This window comes from Catenulispora pinistramenti (assembly GCF_018274385.1).
Lineage (GTDB): Bacteria > Actinomycetota > Actinomycetes > Streptomycetales > Catenulisporaceae > Catenulispora > Catenulispora pinistramenti.
In genome coordinates this window covers 16,834-35,977 of the sequence record NZ_JAAFYZ010000033.1, presented here as the reverse complement: position 1 = coordinate 35,977, position 19,144 = coordinate 16,834, and the positions used below count along the sequence as shown (strand labels likewise).

Sequence of the window (19,144 nt, the reverse complement as noted above, 5' to 3'; positions counted from 1 at the left end):
GTCAGCCCGCCGCGGGCGCGGCGGTGAGCAGGTTCTGCCGGAGGGCGTAGGACACGGCCTCGGTCCGGTTGGAGCAGTTGAGTTTGGCCAGGATGTTGCCCACGTGCCGCTTCACCCCGTGCTCGGAGATGCCGATCCGCGGGGCTATCTGCTTGTTGCTGTAGCCCTGCGAGAGCAGCTGGAGGATGTCCGTCTCCCGTTGGGTCAACAGATTGCGATGCCAGAAGTCGGCGCGCCGTTGCGACTGGGTACCGAAGATCAGCTGCCGCGCCAGCCGGGCCGGAACCGCCACCTGCCCACCGCGCCCCAACGTGGCCAGCGCACCACCGAGGTGTTCGACGGTCAGGCCCTCCAACAGCACGAGCCCGTCGGCGGCCCGCCGCGCGAACTCCGGCAACCGCGGATCGTCCGCGCTGCTGATGACCAGCAGGACCTTGGCGCCGCGCTCATCGGCCCACCGCTGGATGTCGTCCAGGACCTCCGACTCCAGAGAACAAGAAGCCAGCACCACATCAGCATTCGTGGAGCGCAACTCCTCGGCCCCGTCGCCGGCCGAAGCCAACGCCACCACCTCGGTCACCGACTCCAACGCCCAGAGCATCGCCGCCAACCCCAGCCGGACCACGTCGTTGGGCTCCGCCACCGCGACGGTGCAGGACCGAGGGCGGTTCACAGTATCGGGCTTGAACACAGCAAACCTCATTCACTCGGACAAACGCCGAAGCAGGGTGTGCCATGACACGCAGGGTCCGCCCACCGACCCCAGGTCTCCTGGCCAGACCCCGTTTCTGGCAGTCAACACTGTGTTTTGGGGATCAGTCGACATCGATCGAACCCTTGACCGATCAAAACAGAGCACTGCAACCCTGGTCAAACGATCCGCGCTTGAGCCCTCCGCCGACCACCCCCGAACCCCAGCCCAGGCTCCTGCCATAGCAGTCGGCGACCCGGAATATTCATCCAGTAGTCAAGCCACGGACGAACAGTCCAGAAATCCCGCCCGGAGCCTCCGACAAACCCCGCGACCCCACTGACCAACCCACGACGGGACGCGACGAGGACCCCCGTGCCATCATGAGCCGGCACCCGCGACCGCGTTCACGGACAGGCGCGCCACCCTGCTGCGCCAGTCAGCCTCCGGCGGCCGACGTCGTATCGCTGACCTGCGCGGAACCGCCGCGGCAGGAGGATCGTGGGGTAGGGCGCGTGGGACTCGAACCCGGATTCGAATACACCGGTCCTGTCATGCTGCGGAGCAGTCGCGTCGGGCGCGCCGTCGCCGATTTGGGCGCGTATTAGCCGTGATCACCGAGACGGTCCGCACCGCGTTGGATTGCTCCGCGATGCTCCTTCGACCCGTCGTACCCGCGAGCCGACGAAATTGGGCGCTCCTGACTGATCTCGGCTTTCACCGCTTTCGCAAAACTGATGTGGCCGAGAACTCTCGCGCTGCGGATCGCACGGCTTGCCGCTGACCGAGTGAACGTTTGACGGCGGTGCTGCCGAGCTCTTCGCGAAGCAGCTGCCGAGCCCAGGAGGTATTGCCGTCCAAAGCCGGCTCGACCTAAGCTGCCGCACGCCGCACAGCACGACAGGCCGTGCCTCACTCGTCGCGCACTACCCAAGTCGCCTCAATCAACCACGAGGAGCCAACGGTCTTGAGCAGCTATGCAGACTTCCTCATCCAGGGAGAGGCCGAGAACGTTCGCTCCATGGCCGACCAGGTCCTTCGCACCGCCGGATTCACGACTGTGTGGAACGACTACACGACAGGCCATGCGAAGCGTGGCAGCCTCCCGCTGACGATTCTGCTCGGGGCGTTCGCCGGGAAGCGGCAGTCCGTGAAGGTCGGCCTCACGATCTTCGCCGGTCCACAACCCGGAACGACAGTGGTGCGGCTGACCAGTGCTTCCTCGGGCTGGGCCGCGGGTGTCATCGGTGCCTCCAGAAACAAGAAGATGTTCGTCGAACTCATCCAGAACCTCGCCACGCCGTTCGGTCAAGCGGGCACGCTCCTCGGCGTCGATCAGGGCTGACCGCTGGCGGGAAAAGCCGCGCAAATCGAGGACTGATGTGTGGGTCATGGATGGCGAGAGAACGGGGGCGCCGTCTCTGGCCTAGTGTTTCGGAGTATCTGACCTTGACTCCCTTGGGATTCCTCGGACATCCGACATGATCGAGTGCTTCGGTGGGGCAGTTGCACATACGCCTCGCCGACGGTTGCCGAGGGTCCGTTCGTCCGAGTTCGAGTCGTCAGGTCCCGGATCTCAAGGCCCGTATCGCGCGTGCGAGCAACCCGAAGAGGACTCCGGCGACCGACCGGGCGTCCGCCGAGGCGGTGCGCCGCCCGACCGGCTTCAGTACTCCCTGGGCCTGGAGTCGGACGACCCAGGCTTTCATCACAACGTGCTGGCCAACGCGTCTTGGCCGACCAGCTGACCCGCCGCCCGCCCTCCCGATAGCTCGCTGCTATGCCGTGGTGATCGTGCCGCGCGCTACCGCGCGATGCGGGGCGTCGTACTGGGCGTCTATCGGATCCGCGACACACTGGTTGGCCGGGGAGTATTAGCCGGTGATAGATGGCCCCGCACCTTGCCCTATTCGGTAGGCTCCGAGGCGAGACAGGCCCTCGTGACCCGGGCGGTCCGGACCTACTCATGACCAAACACGAGACGCCGTGGGGCGCTACACGACAGTGAGTAGTTGCCTCAACCTCGGGGGTTACCGCGCACGCGGTCGACTTTGTAAACTCGCTGCCTGTCGCAAGGCGTCGGCGATCTGGGCAGCATCCTGGTCCCACCGACTGCTTGCGTGAGCAAGCAGAAGTTCAGACTCGGGGGAGGGCTGGCCGTTGACGCGTCCGTCTGGTTGGGACATTTTGGGTTTGGACGGGGACCCGACACCTGGTGTCGTGGAGTCGGTTCAGGCGCTTGCCAAGGAGTTCGGTGACTTCGCGCACGATGTGGAGTCGGCATACCAAGGCTTGAATTCCTTTGGTAGGGACACTGCGACACTGCAGTGGGTAGGTCAGACCGCCGATGCTTTCAAGGCGAACTTCGGTTCGTTGCCAGGTCGGTTGCAGAAGCTGTACACGTCCTACAGCGAAGCCTCCGACGCGCTGTCGGCGTACGCGCCGAAGTTGCAGGCGGCGCAGGCCAAGGCCGATGCGGCGTTGCGTCAGGCACAGGACGCGCAGATCGATCTACAGCGCGCCACGACCAACGCCGACACGGCCGCGGACGATTTGAAAGGTGCGCAGCAGACCCACGCCGTCAACCCCAACCCGCACGCTGTCGCCGACGCCCAAACCGACCACGACATCGCGCAGAAGAACCTCAGCGACGCCAAGAACCGTATGGCCGCGCTGACCGCGCAGGCGCACCAGGCCTACAACGACCGCATCACCGCAGCGAAGGACTGCGCCAAAGCGATGCATCACGCCCAATCGGACGGCATCCACAACAAGCACTGGTGGCAACACCTCGGCGCGGATCTGTCCGAGTGGGGCGGGAAGATCGCCGAGGTCGCCAACGAGATCGCCCCGGTCCTGGACGTCCTGGCCCTGGCCACCTCCTGGATCCCCGGTGTCGACGTCGTCACCGCCGGCCTGGCCGAGGCCGACAACCTGGTCGCGCTGGCCAGCACCGGCCTGCAGATCAGTGGCGATGCCATGCAAGGCCACTTCGGCGACGCGCTGATGGGCGCCGGAATGCTAGGTGCCACCTCTCTCGGCGGTAAAGCCTTGGGCGCGGTGGGCGGCAAAGTTCTGGGCAAGCTCGGTGGCGAGGCCGAAGGCGAGGAACGCAACGTTGTCGGCAGCGAGGCAGAGGGCATTGAGAACACTGCCGGGACGGAAACTGCTGTCACGACGGAAGGCGAAGGCAACGCAGTCGGAGAGCAAGCGCGCACCGCGGATGGCAATCAGGACGCGCAAACCGAGCTCGACCCCGTAGACGTGGTGTCCGGGTGGATGCTTACCGATGCGACTGACGTGGAGTTGCCCGGGGTACTGCCGTTAGTGCTACGCCGTGCCTACACCTCTGGATACGCCACAGGCCGTCTGTTCGGCCCCGGCTGGTCCTCGACGCTGGACCAACGGCTGTCGATCAACGAAGCCGGTATCCACTTCGCCGGGGACGATGCACAACGTCTGGACTACCCGGTGCCCGCCGACGAATTCGAAGTGCTGCCTCAACGGGGCCGTCGTTGGCCGCTGGTGTGGAACCGGCAGACCGATGAGATTCGGATCAGCGACTCCTGGTCGGGCAAGACCTATCACTTCTCGACGGTGCACTACCAGGATGCGGCCGGACAGATCCGGGACCTGACGGCGATATCGGACCGCAACGGCAACCAGATCCGCATCGTGCGCGACGCCTCCGGCACTCCGCAGATGGTCGAGCATCCCGGCTACAGGATCGCTGTGGATAGCAGCCTTACCGCAGCCGGGCCACGGATCACGGCCCTGCGATTGCTGGTCGATCCCGCCGTATCGGATTCCGGGTCTGACGTAACGCTGCGACGGTTCGACTATGACGAGCACGGCCGTCTGGTGGGCGTGGTGGACTCCTCCGGCCTGCCGCTGCGGTACGAGTGGGACGAGCAGAGCCGAATCGTCGCGTGGGAGGACCGCTCCGGCTACCGCTACGCCTACCACTACGACCACCTTGGCCGGGTGGTTCGAGGCGAGGGCCAATTCTTGTCAGGGACGTTCTCCTACGACCCGAGCAACCGAACCACCGTGGCCACCGACTCCCTCGGACACGAGACCACGTACCAGTACGACGAGCACGGTCACGTCCGTACCGAGATCGACCCACTCGGCAATACCAAGCTCACCGAAACGGATCGCGACGGCCGGATCCTGTCCCATACCGATGCCCTCGGAAACCAGACCACGTTCGAGTACGGCGATGCCGGTAACGTGCGACGCGTCATCGCAGCCGACGGCGCGGTCACGTCACTCGGGTACAGCGCACCGCACCAACTGGTCGAGACCACCGGCCCGGACGGCACGACCTGGCAGCAAGAACACGACGAACGCGGCAACCTGATATGCCTCATCGGCCCCACCGGCGCTGTGACCAGGTTCGAATACACGCCGACAGGTTCATTGCTGACCCGCACGGATGCCCTCGGTGCGACAACTCGGTTCACCACCGATGCGGCCGGCCTGGTCATAGCGGAGACCGATCCGCTCGGCCACACGACACGCGCCGTCCGGGACCAGGTCGGCCGTGTGGTCCAAGTAACCGACCCACTGGGGGCGGTCACGAGATTCGAATGGAGCGCCGAAGGTCTGCCGCTTTCCCGTACGGATCCGAGCGGAGCCACCGTGCGATGGCGACACGACGCCAACGGACGACTGCTTGAGTCCGTGGACCCGATCGGCGCGATCACCGCCTTCGAGCCGGGACCGATGGGCACGCTGACCGCAAGGACCGGCCCAGACGGTGTTCGACACACATTCCGGTACGACAGCGAGCTCAACCTGCTGGCCGTCGCGAACCCGGACAGTGGCACCTGGAGCTACGCCTATGACGCATCCGGCCGTTTGACGGAGGAGACCGATTTCGTCGGGCGCCGCCTTGGCTATTCATATGACGCGGCTGGGCGCATAGTCGAACGAACCACGGGGGCCGGGCAGGTGATCACTCTCGTCCGCGATGCCGTCGGTCGCGTAGTGGCACGGCAGACCCCCGAAGGTGAGTATTGCTATTCCTACGACTCTGCTGGGCGCATGGCCGATGCGAGTGGTCCGGGCGGCAGCGTTCTAGCATACGAGCACGATCCGCTGGGACGAGTTCTCGCCGAGACTGTGGGCGAGCACACGACACGCTACGTGTACGACGCGGTCGGGCGCCGAATCCGCAGAGTCGCCTCCTCGGGAGCCGAGTCGGAATGGACCTACGACGCGGCTGGTCGTGCAATCGGGCTGAACGCTGGTACCGGCCGCCTGGATTTCGTCGTCGATGCGGCAGGAAGACAGACCCATCGCGGCTTCGGCACCGACAGCTGGCTGGTCCGGCAATACGACGCCGCCGGCCGGCCCACTGGCGAACGCCTACAGCGCGGTAATCCGTATGCAGAGAACGGATTGGGCGCTTCCGGTCTCACAGAGCCCGACCTGATTCTGAGCCGCTCCTGGACTTGGCGTCCCGACGGAGTCCCTGTCGAGCTCCAAGACAGCGTCAGGGGAACTCGTCTCATCGCGTCCGATACTTCCGGTCGCGTAACTGCGATCAGCGCGCAAGACTGGCACGAGTCCTACGCGTATGACGCATATGGAAACCTGGCGACGCCTGTAGCAAGTGGCGACCCAAGTGCCGCGGGCGGACCGGCCAACGCCAAGCGCACACTGATTCACCAGTTCGGCCGCTCGCACCACGAGTACGACGAGACCGGGCGTCTGGTGCGCACCGTCCGCCGAACGTTGGACGGCCGACGCAAGACCTGGGCTTACACATGGGACTCCCAGGACCAACTAGTAGAAGCGACCACTCCCGACTACGGCACCTGGCGCTACAGCTACGACCCGATCGGCCGCCGCACCGGCAAGTACCGGCTGGGAGACGACGGCACTGTCGCCGAGCAGATCCGCTTCACGTGGGACGGCATGCGCGTGGCCGAACGGCTCACACGCGGTGATGACGGGGTGTTTGTCGCCCTGACATGGGACTACGACCCGGGCACCTTCCAACCTGCAGCGCAGCGGCAACGCAGTTGGGCAGCCGACGCAGACCAGAGTCGTATCGACGAGACCTTCCATGCGATCGTCACCGACCTGATCGGCACACCCACCGAACTCGTCACGCCCGATGGCCAGATCGCCTGGCGCACCACGACGACCCTATGGGGTCGCACCATCTCCACCAGAGCTGACGCCGACGTGGACTGTCCCCTGCGCTTTCCGGGGCAGTACTACGACGACGAAACCGGTCTGCATTACAACCTGAACCGCTATTACGACCCTGATACCGCCAACTACCTCACACCGGACCCGCTCGGCCTGGGTCCGTCACCGAACGACCACTCCTATGTTCTCAACCCGCTAACGTTCTTCGACCCGCTCGGACTCTGCGAGACTGCGGAAGCTCCCACACCAGGCCTTGCAACACTGCACTACTATCCAAGGATCGGCGAATACGGACACTTCAGCATTGAGGTGGCCGAAGGCGCCGGAACCAGGCATCAGGATCTATGGCCACATCCAGGGGGGCCAACTGAAATTCGCCTCCTGGGCAACGAAGGCGGGCTAAACCTGCGAGAGCCTCCGGATTTCTCGATCCCTTTCGAACTCCCCAACTCTGAAGCAGCCATCAAGTACATGAAGGATAATCTCGGGGTAACCAAGGACTATAGTTTGCGGGACAACAACTGTCTGACATTCTGCACGAAGACCTTGTCAGCCGGCGGGTTGGACGTTCCCACCGATTTCGCCGCGCAGCGCTGGGCCAGAGGACTACTTGGAGGAGGCTCGTGACCGACAAGCCAACAATCCACAGCTCGAGGATCCTCGCCCTCCTGGACGAAATACTGCACGACAACGACACGACCTTCCAGACGATCGAGCTGGTCGGACGTGGCATCAGCGCCGAGATGCGATGCACGATCGCAGTGATAAACAACAAAAACCGCGACCCGGGCTCCCCCGCCCCACTGGCCGACGACTGGGTCGCAGCCAAGTTGGCCGCAGCCGACAAGCTGATGGAACTGGGTGATCTCGACGATGAGCTCGACGACCTCTGGCATCGCAGGCGTACTACCGAGCTGACCGTTGACGAGTTCGAGGAACGACTGGGTGGCATCGTTCAGCGGCTGGAAGCGTGGCCGGCACACCTGGCGTAGCGACCTTGAGGAGCGACTTGCCTGCCGTCAGGGGCAAACCGCTGAAATCGTCTTCCCGTACAGACAGTCGCCGTCTCGCGCGACACCGAAGGTGTCGTCGACGATAGTCATGACACCGACCGAAGGCCGGGCGTAGTCTTGCGGCCGAGGCCGTTGAGCTGCTGCATCACCGCAACTGTATCCGGCATGGGTTCTATCCCATGCTCATCGCAGATGTTGCTAAAGGTGGCGAACAAGGTCGCCAGTTCCTCATCGCGGTCGGGACGCGCCTCATCACCGACCACCAGCATCAGGTCGCGGTACAGCAGCTCGGCGTAGGGGACGGCGAGCAGGCCTCGGCTGACGGCATACCTGGCGGACTCGAAGTCGCGATCTTCACGGCAGGTCTGCGCGAGGGTGTGAGCGACATCGATGATGGTCGATATCATCACCTGCCGATACGGCTCGGCCCAGGCATAGCGGCCGGGCCAGGCGTCAGCGAACGGTTCGCCGCGGACGAAGGCCAGAGCCTGCATGAAGCGGCCGTTCCGGCGATGTTCCTCGAAGGCAGTCCAGTCGCAACCAACCCGCTCGGTGAAGCCGAATCGGCCATCGGGGGCGGCCAGTAGCAGTTCGCTTCCCTCGTGATCGAGGCCGAAGGCGTCGCGGATCTGGGCCAGCCGGGTTCCGGCGGCCTGGGTGGCGATGCCGAGTTCGGTGCTGAGTCCTGTGATGCCGGTTCCTGGATGGAGTGCGAGGTACGCGGCTGTTTCGACCAGTTTCGGATCAGTGACCGATGCGGTGCCCCATACATCGATCGTTCCCAGAGTTCTGACCCACACCTCCTGATGCTCCGTGTCTTGCGCGACTGGTTCACCGGAGCTCGGCTGTTTCGCAACCGCTCGGTTGAACGCATCAAGGCCGACCTGCCACCCGGGCTCGATGATGCTTGGGAGCTGAGTAGGCGACACGACGCTCATCAGTCGGCCATGCTGCTCCTCGTCGACGCGCTGCATAGTCACGGAGAGGTTCAGGTCATGGAATAGAGCCTCGCCGGCCCCGTCGACGGTTATGCGGTGGCCCACTGGTACGACGCTGTCGCCGACGGCGATGACCGCGGCCGTACTGGCCCGCGGTTGCCTTTGCGCAAGCGAGCTCAGCTGCTCGGCCCGCTGTGGGGTAACCCATTCCCCGGCGCCCAGCAGTACCCGGGGTTCAGTCACGCCGGGGTTGGTCTGCCCGATCCTGGCCATCCGAAGTGCCTCTGTCCCGCTCCCCGCACCTTCCGGAAGCGCGTCACCCACCGCCTGTGCCCACTGTTCAAGAGCGGGCAGCACCTGCTCGGGCGGGTCGCGACGAACCTGATTGCGGGCGAGCGCCGGATCCAGCGATATACCCGCAGGCGCCACAGAAACATAGTCCGACCAAGGGAGCTCCACGCCCAAGGAGCGGACGACCCCGGCGGCTTGCCGCTGATCGCCGCCGATCTCGACGACCCCGTAGTGCTCCAGGTCGAGCAGCACAGGTTCGCCACCACCGGTCTGCCCCATCATGACCAACGCCGGATACGGGATCGGCTGCTCGGCAGCCGCTTTGCGGGCAAGCAGCTTCGCCTGGTCCTTGGCGCACCACCACGCGGCATCGTTGAGTGCTGCGAAAGGTGCGATCGGCGGGCACGGGTGGCTGAGTCGAAGCTCGACGCCGCCCTCACGCACGATGGCGGCCGCGACCTCCGGTATGAGGCGGCCGGTGTCGGCCGAGTGCTTGGCCAAGGTACGCAGCGCGCGGTCGAGGAAATCCCGGTTGGCCGGATCGGCGCCGGCGCGTAGCTGTCGTTCCAGGCCTGCGGCCTGAGAGCCGGGCATGGCGATCCGGTGACCGACCACTCGGCGGTTCTGTTGGATCTTCCTGCGCTGTGCGAGCAGCGCGAGCAACGTCGACGCGGAGATGCCCGATATACCGAAGACTACGAGCAAGATGTTCTGTTCGTGCTCAGACGCGGTGACGGCCGACGCCGAGCTGCCAGAAGGCGGGAAGGAATCCGCAGACCCCTGCGGTGATGTCACAAAATACTGAGACGGAGCCATCGAAGTAGCTGGTCGTTCCGTATCGCCCAGCGCGTCTGCAATGCTCTCTACGGCCTTGGCAGCATCGTCATGCTGTGTTTGGCTCGGGGCGGAGGGAGTCATAGGCGCGTGGTGGACCAGATTGGCAGGATCTGGATTCGCAACGATGGACGGCCCTGGGGCCGCAGATGGCGCCGGGAGATACGGAATCGTCAGTCTCTCACCTGGGAAGATGAGATTCGGGTCGGTGAAGTGTCCACCGTTCTGCTCCGCCCCCTCGTTCGCGGCGAAGATCCTTGGCCACTGCGCCGAATCGCCGTAGTCGTGTCCGGCGATCTCCGACAAGGACTCGCCCTGTTGCACAACGTGCTGGCTCTCCGCGGTGTCATGCATTCCCGTGTGCGCTGGCACCGGTTCTGCCACAGCGCGAACGGGGACCTGCAGCGTCCAGCCCGGCTGCAGGAATACCTCAGCGTGAAAGACCGTGCCGTCACGCATCACGTGCCCGTCGTTCAACGCGGCAATCGCTGGATACTGATCGCCACTGCCCAGATGGTCCTCTGCGATCTTCCACAGGCTGTCGCCAGGCTGAACGACGTAGGTGGTCGTATGGGCTTCGCCGTGGCTGTCGACGTTGATCTGCTGCGACATTGTCGTCATCTGAGCTGGCTGGGAATAGGCCGTCGTCGCCACAACAGTTGGAAGGTGTGGAACCGCGGTGTGCACCGTGGCCAGGCCGGGGGCAGCTGTCAGCAGCAGCGCTATCCCGGACAGCAGCCCGGCGGCAGTCTTCTGCGACCAGCCAAGTCCCGGTACGCGGATCGCGGCACGACCGGACAAGCGGGCGGGGATCTCGATGAGCACGCTGACCGCGAACGCCGCCCAGCCCAGCCAGGCCACGATCGCGACAGCCGCGAGCAACGTCGAGCCGTTGTCCTTCTTGGTGAACAGATCCCGGACGCCGCTGGTGGTCGGGGTGTGGTGCGGCAGGAGTCCCTTGGTGACCACGTACAGCAGCACCGGCAGCCCCAAAGTAGCCGCGAGCAGCACAAGCAGGCTGAGCAAGCCGACGGCGATCTCACGCAGCCGGCGCAGCGGGGAGGTCTGACGTGCTGGTCTCATTGCTTGTCCACCCGGTAGACGAGGTCGGCGTGTCCGTGGCCGGTGATGCCGAGGTCGAGGTTCGCGATGGAGCCGGCGAACAGCGGCGTGTAGCTGCTGTCGATCTGGACGTCGATCTCGGTTCCGGCCGGGTTGACGGTGACCTGACCCTTCAGCTTGTACTGGTTCAGGTAGTCGCCGGCCAAGGTGATCGCGCGACCGGGATCGACCTTGATCGTGGTGCCGGGGATCGCGAGTGTGGGGTCGACACCTTGGGCACCGGCCCGGGCCGCTTCAGAAGCGATGTCATCCAGCCGCTCTTGAGCGTTGATCTTGCCGACGCCATCGAATACCAGGGCGATCAGGCCCATCAAGCCGATAAGGCAGATGGCCACGAAGATGGAGACGCTGCCGCGATCGCCGACGGCTGCGGTGCGTAGGAGCCGTTTCACCTGGGCCTCCACCAGTCGATCACGGACCAGAACTCGGATGTGATCTTCTTGCTACCGGGAAGCCACGGATACCCGAGGTCCGCGTATGAGACGACACAGGTCACCGTCACGTGAACCTGTGCCAGGGTCCCGATGGGCTTGGCGAACTGAGCGTCCAGATCGGGTCCGCCGGTATCCACACTGAATTCGCTGCAGTGCAGATCGTTGTTGATCAACGTGGTTGTACCAGTGTTCAGCGCCTGTGAGCGCGCAGCGGCGGCGGTCCGGGAGATCGAAGCCTGCCGGGCGGCATCGCGGGCGGCCTCATCGACAGCAGCGCGGGCCAAGACGATTCGGCCGACCAAGAACACCAGGGACAGAAAAGCGATCAGAGCTGGGGCGATGATTCCAGCTTCGATCGCCGCGTTGCCGCGGTCGCCACGGAGCCATTTCACGGGGCGCCCCCGGCGACGTATCGCTCCACCGGGACGGTGATCGTGACGTGGAACTTCGGTCCCGGCCCGAACGGCCACAGACTGGCCGCATTGCCGCTGATGTTGATCTGTACCTGCGTGTCGGTACTGCCCTGCGGATCGACAGCCAGATGCGTGGCGCCGTTTCCAGCGAGCTGGTGCAGCTTGCCCCACGCGGCGGCAACGCCGTCGTCGGGAGTCTTGCCATAGGCGGCTCCCGCGTGGGCGCCTTCGCGGGCAGCGGAGATCGCCACGGCGTGAACCCAGTAGTCCATCGCCAGCTGCACGCCGACGAACACCAAGCCAAGCATTACTGGGAAGACGATCGCCGTCGAGATCGGCCCGTTGCCCTCGTCCTGGCACGCCACAGCGCGCCACCGCGAGAGTCTGGTGCTCCACCGGGTGGACACGGCGGGCCGACGTAGGGTCGTCACGGGTTGGTGCTGTTGACCTTCGACACGGTCTTGTCTTTCAGGCCGTTGAGCGCGAACACGATCGCGCCGGCGATAGCGACGATCGCCACGATGACGATCGCGGCGCTGACAGCGCCCTCGCCACGGTCCTCGCCGACGGTCTTGCGGATCCGGAGTTCCAAAACCTCCAGGTATATGGCGAAGGGCACCAGCGTCGATGGCACCGGCACGCCCTTGAATCGGTACTGCATCAGGATTTCCTTTCGAATCGGGCAAGTTCGGGTCGCGTAGTGAGGCCCGTGTCAGGAGGACAGGATCCGGGCGAACAACGGATACCCGACCAAGATCAACATGATGACGAGTAGCAACGCCGCTGGCGCATCCAATTGGCTGGTGGCGGCCTTGGCCCGCTCCGCCTGCGAGTTCAGTAGCCGGGTACGCACAGCCAAAGCGCGGGCCCGCAATGTCTCATAGATCCGGGCGCCGTCCTCACCGGAAAGCCGGCCGATGTCGGCGATACTCTCGGCATCGGGTAGGTCCAGTTCCTCCGCCAGGCGTCGCAGCCCGTCCCATGGCGGCTCGTGGTTCAGCCGTGCTTCCAACAGCGCGTCCTGCAGCAGGACGAACGCCCATCCGGAGCCGACGCGAGCAGCCTGCTCAAGCGACTCAGCAGTACCGGAATCACCGATCCTCTTGAGCGCCACCAAGTCCAGGTACGCCTCAGCGGCATAGGCGAACTCCAGCCGGGCCCGAGCTGCCTTGCTTTTGACGTCCATGTCCGGCAGGAACCACATGATGACGGCGATTGCGATACCGCCTACGGCAGGGATGACGACTGGCAGAGTCGATCCCAACACTGTTGCGACGACGGCCAGATAGGGCGGCACCGCCAGGCCCAGCAGGACCAGACCGACCTTTGTGATCAAGAAGCGCTCGACGCTTTCACCGATGAGTCTCAGATCTTTGCGCGGGAGGCCGACCCCGGGAAGAGTCGCGACGTGCCGGACCAGCCATGATCCCAGCGATTCCTCCATAACCCGTCGGTTCGTCCAGGCACGACCGCGGATCTCGGCAGCCGGCTGCTCCGTCGTACGCAGCCGCTCCAGTGCCGCGCCCAACTGCGGCGGGGCCGGCAGCAGCTCCCGCACCAGCAGCGCGATCCCGCCGCCGACCGCTGCACCGGCCACAAGCCAGGAAGCGGGGGGCATCATGATGCTCACTTCGGACCCTCCTTCGGCCGTGCAGGCTTCACGGGGCTACGCGAGTCGATGACCAGAAACCGAGGTGCCGGCTTGTCAGAGACCAGAGCCCGTAGCCACACGAAGATCCCGATAAGCATCGCCAACAGCCCCAGCAGTACCAACTGCCCGGTGAGCGTGGTGTACGGCTTCATGTACGAGCGATCCAACAGCCCCACCACGGCCGCACCGACGATGAAGTACAACATCCACTTCACCGTGGTACGCGCCTTGGCCCGCTCCGCTTCGATCTCCCGCCGCATACTGACGTTCTGCAGCAGAGAGTCCGCCAAGTCAGACAGGTCCCTGGACAACCCTCGGCCCCGATCGCGCAGCGACAGCAGCAGCGCCGCAGCAACCGTGTCGCCGGTGGCGTCACCGATATCGCCGGCGAACGCCCGGACCGCGTCGTCCGAGTCCCAGCCGGCATTCAACCGAGCCACCAACGTCCCGACCTCCCGCTGCAGAGCCACTGGGCAGGTCCGCATGCTGGCCTTGATGGCCTGCTCGATGCCCAGGTTCTGCAGCTGGGTGGACAAGTGCCGGGTCCACTCGGCCAGCGCCTCAAGCCGGTCAATCGCTCCCTTATGGCTACGGGTGGGGGCCAGCAGCCACGGAATCCCGAATACCGCAGCAACAAGCAACACTGCTGAAGCGAACCAGCCAGTGACCAACCACAACACCGGCGCTCCCACAGCACACGCAAGCAGCTGCATTTGGCGGCGGCGTGCGGTCTGCTCGACCGTCTCCCCCAGGCGTGGCCAGTGCGCGATCATCCCGGCGAAAGGGTTCTCAGCCTTTGGCGCATCGGTGCCATAGACCCCGGCGACAAGCAGCACTATCCCGGTCACCAGCGCGCCGCCGGCCATCAGAGCCAGCAGTTCTCCGGCCGTCATCGTTGCGACCCCACTACCAGCTTCAACGGCTGCATCCACGCGCCATGGCCGCCGTCCAGATGACTCAGATTGAAGTTCACGCGCCTAAGATCATCCGCACACGCCGGCCGCATCAGCGGCACTCCACGAGGGTCGCCGTTGCGCGGGCCGAAGATGGTGTTGGTGGCGGGAGCTGAGCCCTCACCGCGGCCGGCGACTTCGACGACGTGTGAGACGAACCGGTGCCGGCGGCCTCCGATCAGAGTCTCGTCCAGCAACGTCACGAAGACGACGAAGTCGATGGCGTTGGTAGCCAGCCGATAGGCCAGGTCTGCCGGCACACCAGACTCGGCACACAGCTCGGCGATGCGGTCCCAGATCATTTCTGGTCTCCGCACGTGCATGGTGCTCATCGAGCCACCCGAGCCGGAGGTCATGACGCGCAGCATGTAGACGATCTCGTCGCTGCGGACCTCACCGACGATCATCCTGGACAGCGTCATGCGAAGCGCCGCCGGAATCAGGTCTCCGACGGAGATGGAACCGTCGGACTTCTCCCCCACCCGCTCGGCGTTCGCCTGCCGAGTCTCCATCGGCACCACCTGCGGAAGGAACTCGTGCAGGTAGAGCTCGTACTCGGTCTCGATGGTGGCGACCCGTTCGCCGTCGTTGATCTCGCGGGCCATCGCCCGCAACAGCGACGTCTTACCGGCGCCCTGGTCACCACAGATCAGGATGTTCTTACGTGCCTTCACCAGCGACGCCAGGAACGTCGCCAGGATCGGGTCGAGCGTGCCGAGCCTGATCATGTCGTTCAGCCCGAGGTCCTTGACCAGGTGACGGCGGATGGTGGCGTACGGCGCGGGAGTGATCGGCGGTACCACCGCCTGCATACGGGAGCCGTCGCCCAAACGCAGCGCCAGCATCGGGTTGGCGTTGGACAACTCGCGCTCGGCGTTGTTCCCGCCGTACCGCTGACCGAGGTTCTGGAAGAACCTCATCAGCTCCTCGTCGCTATCCGCGATCGGAGGCACCTGCTGGCGTGGACGATCGGCGAAGTCGACCCAGACATCCTTGTATCCGTTGATCAGGATGTTCTCAACGTTCGGGTCATTCAGATACGGCTGGAGGCGGCCGTGCCGGAACTGAGCGTCGTAAAGGGCCTCGACGTAGGCCGAATAGACGGCTTCATTTTGCGCCACCCCACGGGCCGCACCTTCCGTCGACCACCGGCCGACCGCGTCGTTGATCAGCTTTCGGCCGTACTGTCTCTGGTCGGCTTCGCTGATCTTCGGGTTGGCCTTGATGATCTCCTGCAGCTGCGTTGCGATCCTCGCCTTCAGCTTCGCCACGACTGCGTAATCGACTGGTGGCCGCGGCGGCGGTGATGCCGGAGACGGGGTGGGTTCAGGCACCATGACCGGCTGGGACCCCTCTGGCGGCCATACCGGCGGGCGTGGCGCGCTGGGCCCGGAGAACCTGATCACGTTGTTCGAGGTCAACGATAGCTCCCCGTGCCTGCGCTCGGACCGGGGTACAGGAGCCGGGCCCGGCGTTCAGCAATGACCTCCACAGCGCGATGTGCGGCCGACCGGTAAGCCCGCATCAGAGGACTGTTTATGTCTACGCCCTTTGCGGGGCCGTCTGAAAGCGGCACCGCGTGCTTGGGCGAATAAGGCAGCTCATCGGCCAGCAGCGGCACACCCATCTGCCGCGCGATGTCATTCTTGTCGTAGGGGCCGTCGCCGACGATCAACAGGCGCAGTGCGTCGGCGTTGCCCGCCTCGACCAGCATCGGCCGCAGCGCCTCGATGCGAGCGGCTGCGTCGTCCAACGACGCCAGCCGCCGCCGCACCACAAATGCCACGACATCCGCGCTGAGCGCCAGCGCGGCCGAAGAACCGAAGGCGCCCCGACGACCCAGATCAATCACCACGTCAGTGCCGGACAAGTCCAGCGAGCTGCACAAGGTCGCCAACGGATCCCACACGGGCTCCATAGCCAAAGCCTGCGCCGGACCACGCAGCCCGGGAAGGGCAAGCCGTTGACCTCGTTCCTTGAGGCCAATGTCGATCAACTGCTGGGCGAACGTCTCCCTGATGGTGTCCTGCCAAATCGAAGCTGCCAGGTTGTGCAGGGACCAGCGCCCGCCAAGCTGGCCCTCCAGAAAGCCGGCGGCAATCCGACCACCGTCCGGGCTGGCCTCCAAAAGGATGACTCTGCGGTCAACCGAGGCCAGCGGCCAAGTGAGCAACAGGCCCAGCGCCGTGGTGGTCACACCTGGAGCGCCGGTGGAGCCGGTCAAAGCTATGACAGCCACTAGCTCCCCGACCCATCCAGCACGATCCCCACCTTGCCCTGACCCGCGACCGGCTCAACCTGCGGAGCAAGATCCGCTGAAATCGCGACGTCGACCACCACCGTCTGCTGCGAGTCCGCCGGGCCGACCAGCACCACCGTGCCGGAAACCGGTGCCGAGAGCGTCGGGCCACCGCCCGAGGAGTCGGGGATACCGATGAGCGTCACCTTCTGCCCGGGGTTCAACGGCGTGGCAGGACGCTGATTGACGGTGGTCGCAATACCGACCTGCACCTGACCCGCCCCGATAAGCTGGGCGTCGGTGACCTCACCCCTGGTGATCAGCGTGCCGGGCACCAGCCCGACCGCTGCCCGCTTGCCCACAACCAGGCCCGCATCCGAAACCGGCTTGATCCCGGGATCCAGCGAGATACGCACGGTAGTCAGGTCGTCAGCCGAGATCATCCCCCCGACCGGCACCGCCTTAGCCACCGCCAATACCTCATAGGTGTGCCCGACACTGTTGTAAAGCTGCACGCCACCCAGCGCGCCGGCCAGGATCAGGGCCACGGACAACGCGATGATCCCCGGGCGCCGGCGCCGCGGTGGAACCGCCCGCGGCGCCGCGGCCGGAATGACGGGGCCAGTGGCGGCATTCGGATAAAACGTGGTGTCGGCCACGACGGCTGCACCCTTTCCCTAGCTTGGTATCTCGTAGCGGCTAGTGATTGACGACCTGCAACTCACCGATCTTGACGGTGGTAGTCGACGGCGGCGTAGTCACCGGCGGCAGCGTGCCGGTCTGGCCAGTGGAAGCCACCCACGAGACCTGCCAGATTGTCGTTGCAGTGATCTTGTAGTCGCCGCCCGGATTGCCGCCTGACGGTTGGGTGTAGGTGTAGCCGCAGTTCGGCGATGCGGCGCTACCGTACGACGGCGCGTATGCAGTCCCGGGGTTCGCACAGGAGAACTGATGTCCGTCTCCCATATCCCAGGTGATCGATTTCGCGGTCGCAGTTGCGGTTACGCTCAATCCCGGAACTGTCGCCGTCTTGGACTGCGGCCCCCACGTCTGCGGCGTCTGCGCTGTCCAAAGCCACACAGGCATTCCGACGAGCCCGGATCCACCTGTCGTCGGTGCAGTACTGATCGTCGGACCGTTCAGCGTCATCTCGGCTTGCGCCTGCTTGGCCAGATCGGTCGGTGTAGGTCCGTTACCCGTCGGCGGCGGGTTCTGCAGCCAAATCTTCATAGGCAGCAGCAACGTCCCCGGCCAGGACGGGCCGAACCGGGTCTCCCCGAAACACCTCGCGTCATATGCCGCTCCGCCAGGCGGCTCCCCAGCCCAGACGGTATCGCTCGGCGGCGGCTGGGGGTTTGACAAACGGTAATAACAGTTGTTCTCGTACCAGCCGAATCCGTCGAGGTGGCAGTCGACGATCTTCTGTCCGAGAATCGGGTCGTTGAGGATGCACTGTGAGGCACCTCCGCCAGATCCGCCCTTCGAAGAAGACGATGTCGATGACGGTTGGCCGCCAGGGGGCGACGTGACCTTAATGTGGCACGCGCGGGTTCGAGGATCGATGTCCTGCGGCGGGCAGCTCACGGTGCCGGTGCCTGACGCGCTCGGCGTTGAGGTCGGTGAGGCAGCCGCTGATCCCATCAACCCCAAGCTCGCGATCAGGACAAGCACTCCAGCTACCAGCACCGACGCGACAGCAGACACCGCCACCCTCGACCTGCTCAGCATGTCGTGCTCTGATCAGCGGGGATGTAGTTGACCACAAGCCAGTGCCCGCCCGACTCCCCCAGGACCACCGTTACCGGATGTGCCTTGACCGAAGTCCCTGGAACGACGGCCGAGTCTCCTTGCTTATGACCGTCCTTGGTCTTCCAGAACACGGGGATATAGCTCGGACCGCCGAAGCAGTCGGTGATTGTTGCGCTGGGGGTGGCGCCACTAGGGGTGATATTGGTGACTGACGGTGTTGACTGCGGCGTCCCCGGATAGACGATGTTATTGGTGATCTGGTACGTCAGCGCGTTGCTGAAGAAGACGTAGGCGTTGCCGCTCACATACGTCATCAGGTCGGGATCCGGAAGGTTCGTGGCGAACTCGTGGTCCGTGACGCTGACCATGCCCCTGTACGCATCAAGTACGGCGCTCGTCTCCTGCGCTGTCATGTCGGCCGAGGTGGTTACTGACGATGCGGAGGGTGACGTGCTTGGGGGGGCCTGGTTCAAGCCAGGGTTCGACTTCGAGCTCGATCCGCCGCACCCTGCCAGCACTGCGCAGCTCACGGCCGCACCGAGGACCGCAACGATATGGCGATGGTTTGTCACGTTCTTCCCCCAAAACGAACGAACTCGGCCCAGCTCAGAAATCAGCAATCTGACATGCGCAGACACCATACCCGACAGT

General features: G+C 64.9%; 16 protein-coding genes. 3 read left to right on the top strand and 13 right to left on the bottom strand.

The window, feature by feature from the left end; translation table 11 throughout:
• Position 1: 1 nt before the first annotated feature.
• Positions 2-691, bottom strand: coding sequence for a response regulator transcription factor (locus KGQ19_RS12700; protein ID WP_212009306.1), 690 nt, complete (start codon positions 689-691; stop codon positions 2-4).
• Between the two features lie 967 nt (positions 692-1,658).
• On the opposite strand from KGQ19_RS12700, the gene KGQ19_RS12695 reads away from it, so the two are divergent.
• The 3 genes from KGQ19_RS12695 to KGQ19_RS12685 all read left to right on the top strand — a co-directional run bounded on the left by KGQ19_RS12695 (position 1,659) and on the right by KGQ19_RS12685 (position 7,848).
• Positions 1,659-2,036: a hypothetical protein gene (locus KGQ19_RS12695; RefSeq protein ID WP_212009305.1), complete on the top strand. Its 378-nt coding sequence runs from the start codon at positions 1,659-1,661 to the stop codon at positions 2,034-2,036.
• An 875-nt stretch (positions 2,037-2,911) separates the two neighbouring features.
• Complete coding sequence (locus tag KGQ19_RS12690) at positions 2,912-7,483, top strand: RHS repeat-associated core domain-containing protein (protein WP_307856405.1); 4,572 nt, start codon at positions 2,912-2,914, stop codon at positions 7,481-7,483.
• Positions 7,480-7,848, top strand: coding sequence for a hypothetical protein (locus tag KGQ19_RS12685; protein WP_212009303.1), 369 nt, complete (start codon positions 7,480-7,482; stop codon positions 7,846-7,848). Before KGQ19_RS12690 ends, KGQ19_RS12685 begins: the two co-directional genes overlap by 4 nt.
• Before the next feature lie 107 nt (positions 7,849-7,955).
• Here KGQ19_RS12685 and KGQ19_RS12680 read toward each other — a convergent pair whose 3' ends face one another.
• From KGQ19_RS12680 to KGQ19_RS12625, 12 genes are all read right to left on the bottom strand, one after another.
• Complete coding sequence (locus KGQ19_RS12680; protein WP_212009302.1) at positions 7,956-11,015, bottom strand: AfsR/SARP family transcriptional regulator; 3,060 nt, start codon at positions 11,013-11,015, stop codon at positions 7,956-7,958.
• On the bottom strand, positions 11,012-11,458 hold the full coding sequence (locus KGQ19_RS12675) for a TadE/TadG family type IV pilus assembly protein (protein ID WP_212009301.1): 447 nt from the start codon (positions 11,456-11,458) through the stop codon (positions 11,012-11,014). The genes KGQ19_RS12680 and KGQ19_RS12675 overlap by 4 nt, the downstream gene beginning before the upstream one ends.
• Positions 11,443-11,880 (bottom strand): TadE/TadG family type IV pilus assembly protein, encoded by a 438-nt coding sequence (locus tag KGQ19_RS51830; protein WP_212009300.1) that lies wholly within the window; start codon positions 11,878-11,880, stop codon positions 11,443-11,445. The genes KGQ19_RS12675 and KGQ19_RS51830 overlap by 16 nt, the downstream gene beginning before the upstream one ends.
• On the bottom strand, positions 11,877-12,332 hold the full coding sequence (locus KGQ19_RS51825) for a TadE/TadG family type IV pilus assembly protein (RefSeq protein WP_212009299.1): 456 nt from the start codon (positions 12,330-12,332) through the stop codon (positions 11,877-11,879). Before KGQ19_RS51825 ends, KGQ19_RS51830 begins: the two co-directional genes overlap by 4 nt.
• On the bottom strand, positions 12,329-12,562 hold the full coding sequence (locus KGQ19_RS12660) for a hypothetical protein (RefSeq protein ID WP_212009298.1): 234 nt from the start codon (positions 12,560-12,562) through the stop codon (positions 12,329-12,331). Before KGQ19_RS12660 ends, KGQ19_RS51825 begins: the two co-directional genes overlap by 4 nt.
• Positions 12,563-12,613: 51 nt before the next feature.
• Entirely contained in the window at positions 12,614-13,459 is an 846-nt protein-coding gene (locus KGQ19_RS12655; RefSeq protein ID WP_212009297.1) for a hypothetical protein, read from the bottom strand.
• A gap of 68 nt (positions 13,460-13,527) precedes the next feature.
• Complete coding sequence (locus KGQ19_RS12650; RefSeq protein WP_212009296.1) at positions 13,528-14,445, bottom strand: type II secretion system F family protein; 918 nt, start codon at positions 14,443-14,445, stop codon at positions 13,528-13,530.
• Positions 14,442-15,776, bottom strand: a complete 1,335-nt coding sequence (locus tag KGQ19_RS12645) for a TadA family conjugal transfer-associated ATPase (protein ID WP_212009295.1) — start codon at positions 15,774-15,776, stop codon at positions 14,442-14,444. Before KGQ19_RS12645 ends, KGQ19_RS12650 begins: the two co-directional genes overlap by 4 nt.
• Positions 15,777-15,922: 146 nt before the next feature.
• The gene (locus KGQ19_RS12640; protein WP_212009294.1) at positions 15,923-16,702 is read right to left on the bottom strand and encodes a CpaE/TadZ family protein; all 780 of its coding nucleotides are present in this window, start codon (positions 16,700-16,702) and stop codon (positions 15,923-15,925) included.
• Positions 16,703-16,743: 41 nt separating this feature from the next.
• Positions 16,744-17,403, bottom strand: a complete 660-nt coding sequence (locus tag KGQ19_RS12635) for an SAF domain-containing protein (RefSeq protein WP_212009293.1) — start codon at positions 17,401-17,403, stop codon at positions 16,744-16,746.
• Between the two features lie 40 nt (positions 17,404-17,443).
• Entirely contained in the window at positions 17,444-17,974 is a 531-nt protein-coding gene (locus KGQ19_RS12630; RefSeq protein ID WP_212009292.1) for a hypothetical protein, read from the bottom strand.
• A gap of 491 nt (positions 17,975-18,465) precedes the next feature.
• A complete protein-coding gene (locus KGQ19_RS12625) occupies positions 18,466-18,906 on the bottom strand; it encodes a hypothetical protein (protein WP_212009291.1) in 441 nt (146 codons plus the stop codon).
• Positions 18,907-19,144 lie beyond the last annotated feature (238 nt).